At 73.8% G+C, this 2,972-nt stretch carries 3 protein-coding genes and 2 pseudogenes; 1 reads left to right on the top strand and 4 read right to left on the bottom strand.

Translation table 11 applies throughout. The features are described from left to right. Positions 1–196: pseudogene (locus ACFWUY_RS41140) on the bottom strand (sugar kinase); the annotation flags it as partial. 115 nt (positions 197–311) lie between these two features. Continuing rightward, a complete protein-coding gene (locus ACFWUY_RS41145) occupies positions 312–917 on the bottom strand; it encodes a TetR/AcrR family transcriptional regulator (protein ID WP_384122009.1) in 606 nt (201 codons plus the stop codon). Positions 918–1,032: 115 nt separating this feature from the next. Between ACFWUY_RS41145 and ACFWUY_RS41150 the strand changes: the two genes are divergently transcribed. After that, positions 1,033–2,187, top strand: a complete 1,155-nt coding sequence (locus ACFWUY_RS41150) for an acyl-CoA dehydrogenase family protein (protein WP_384122012.1) — start codon at positions 1,033–1,035, stop codon at positions 2,185–2,187. Positions 2,188–2,219: 32 nt separating this feature from the next. On the opposite strand, the gene ACFWUY_RS41155 is transcribed toward ACFWUY_RS41150, so the two are convergent. Beyond that, complete coding sequence (locus ACFWUY_RS41155) at positions 2,220–2,840, bottom strand: ankyrin repeat domain-containing protein (RefSeq protein ID WP_384122015.1); 621 nt, start codon at positions 2,838–2,840, stop codon at positions 2,220–2,222. Between the two features lie 33 nt (positions 2,841–2,873). Further along, positions 2,874–2,972: pseudogene (locus tag ACFWUY_RS41160) on the bottom strand (heme-binding protein); the annotation flags it as partial.

Raw genomic sequence — 2,972 nt, forward strand, 5'->3', positions numbered from 1 at the left:
CGACGCTGCCCGCCTCCTCGACCAGGCCCTCCGCGACGAGTTCCGCGACCACGTTGCTGACCGAGCCGGAGCTGAGGCCGGTGGCCGGACCGAGCGAGAAGCGGCTCGTCGGCCCGTCGAAGTAGAGACGTTGGAGGACGGCGGTGCGGTTCTCGCGTCGCAGGTCACGTACGGTACGGCCGTTCCGCGTGGTCACTTGGCCCCCTTGAGGTTTAATTCATCCTCCAAATTAACCCGGGCGGCGGGCTTCGGGGCGGCGCGTGGTCACACCCGGACGGAAACCCGTCCCGCGCGCCCGCCCGCCGGGCCCTTCAGGCCCTGCGGAGGCCGCTGAGGAGCAGCTCGGCCAGCTGTTCGTACGCCTCGGCGTCGGCGAGGCCCGTCGCCGACGCGACCTGGCGCCGCTGGATGCGGACCATCACCGAGGAGATGACGTCGGCCGCGAAGGTCACGTGCACCTCGCGGAAGACCCCGGCCCGCACGCCCTCCTCGATGAGCTGCTGGACCCGGCCGGCCGCCGCGCGCGTGTTGCGCTCGTACACCTCCGCCGCCGGCTCGAACGCGGCGACGTCGTCGAAGAACTGCGGCGAGACCGGCGCCAGCTCGGCCGAGACCGCCCGCAGATAGGCGGCGAGCCGCTCGGCCGGATCGCTCGCGGCGGCGAGGACCGCCTCGACCCGGGCCGTGGCGCGTCGGAAGAAGTGCACGACCGCCGCCCGGACCAGCTGCTCCTTGCTGCCGGCGAGGCCGTACAGGGTCCGCTTCGAACAGTGCAGGCGCGCGGCGAGGTCGTCGAGCGTGAACCGGGCGAAGCCCTCGCCGACCAGGAGGGTCACCAGCTCCTCGAAGAGGGCGGAGCGGCGTGCCGCGCCGCGGCCCGTGAGTCTCGGGGTGTCGGCGGCTCGGGTCTCGATCACCCGAACAGTATTCCAGGCCGTCTTCGCGGGGGGTTACGGCGCCACCCTTCTGCGCTACGCTAAGCGGTACTGCAGTACCTCCCCCAGTACCACTTTGCGCGCCGCTGGAGTCGCCATGGATGTCGACCGCCTGCTTCCCACCCCCGAGGCAGCGGACCTCATCGCCCTCACCCGGGAGATCGCCGACAAGGAGCTCTCTCCGCGGGTGGACGAGCACGAGGCCACCGAGACCTATCCCGAAGGGCTCTTCGCCACCCTCGGCGAGGCCGGGCTCCTCGGCCTGCCGTACCCCGAGGAGTACGGCGGCGGAGGCCAGCCGTACGAGGTCTACCTCCAGGTCCTCGAAGAGCTCGCCGCACGCTGGGCCGCCGTCGCCGTGGCCACCAGCGTCCACACCCTGGCCTGCCACCCGCTGCACACCTTCGGCACCGCCGAGCAGAAGGAACGCTGGCTGCCCGCCATGCTGGAGGGCCGGACCATCGGCGGCTACAGCCTCTCCGAGCCCCAGGCCGGCTCCGACGCCGCCGCCCTCAGCTGCAAGGCCGAGCGCCAGGACGACGGCAGCGGCTACCGCGTCACCGGCACCAAGGCCTGGATCACCCACGGCGGCAAGGCCGGGTTCTACGCGCTCTTCGCCCGTACCGCGCCCGGCAGTCACGGCATCTCCTGCTTCCTCGCCCCCGGCGCCACCGAGGGCCTGAGCTTCGGCGCCCCCGAGCGGAAGATGGGCCTCCAGGCCGTTCCCACCACCTCCGCCTACTGGGACGGCGCCCTCCTCGAAGCCGACCGGCTCGTCGGGAACGAGGGCCAGGGCCTCCAGATCGCGTTCAGCGCCCTCGACAGCGGCCGGCTCGGCATCGCAGCCTGCGCCACGGGCCTCGCCCAGGCCGCCCTCGACGCCGCCGTCGCCTACGCCAACGAGCGCACCACCTTCGGCCGCCGGATCGTCGACCACCAGGGGCTCGGCTTCCTCCTCGCCGACATGGCCGCCGCCGTCGACGCGGCCCGCGCCACCTACCTCGACGCGGCCCGCCGCCGTGACCTCGGCCGCCCCTTCAGCCGCCAGGCCAGCGCGGCCAAGCTCATCGCCACCGACACGGCGATGAAGGTCACGACGGACGCCGTCCAGGTCCTCGGCGGCTACGGCTACACCCGCGACTTCCCCGTCGAGCGCTACATGCGCGAGGCCAAGATCACCCAGATCTTCGAGGGCACCAACCAGATCCAGCGCCTGGTCATCAGCCGGGGCCTCGCCCACGCGGAGAAGTAGAAGCAGGGGAGGCGTGGCGGAGGAGCCGGGCGTCAGCGGCGGGACGGGATCCGGGCTCCCCGCCCGCTCGTGAGGAGCGCGGCGATCTCCGTGAGGCCGTGGCGGGTGGCGTGATCCAGGGCCGTACAGCCGTACGCGTCCGGGAGTTCGGGGTCCGCGCCCGCTCCGAGCAGCAGGGCGACGACGTCCTGGTGGGGGCGGGCGCCCGAGCCGAGGATCACCGCCTCCAGGAGGGCCGTCCAGCCGAGGCGGTTGACGTGGTCCACCTCGATGGCGGTCTCGTCGAGGACGGCCCGGACGTACGCCACGTGACCCCGCTCCGCCGCGGGGATCAGGGCCGTACCGCCGTAGCGGTCGGTGAGCCCCAGGTCGGGACCCGCCGGCAGCAGGGCGCGCATCATCGCCACGCTCCCCGTGACGCCGGTGACCAGCCACGGGCTGTCACACCGGTCGTCCCGGGCGTTCGGGTCCGCGCCCGCGGCGAGGAGGACGCGCGCGACGGCGACGTGGTCGCGCTGGGCGGCACGCAGCAGCGGGGTGCGCCGGTGCCGGTCGCGGGCGTCGACCCGGGCGCCCGCGGCGAGGGCGGCGCGCACGGCGTCGGTGTCACCGTGCGCGGCGGCTGCCAGGAGGGTGGCGTCGAGCGCGTTCATGGCGGTGTTCCCCGTACGGGCGCGGGCGCCGGACTACTTGCCGAGGGAGGCGACGCCGGCCTGGGCGAACTTCTCGTCGAGGTCGCCGGAGGGGGCGCCGGCGACGCCGATGCCCGCGATCGGGGCGCCCTT

It is taken from the genome of Streptomyces sp. NPDC058664 (genome assembly GCF_042716635.1).
Taxonomy (GTDB): Bacteria; Actinomycetota; Actinomycetes; order Streptomycetales; family Streptomycetaceae; genus Streptomyces.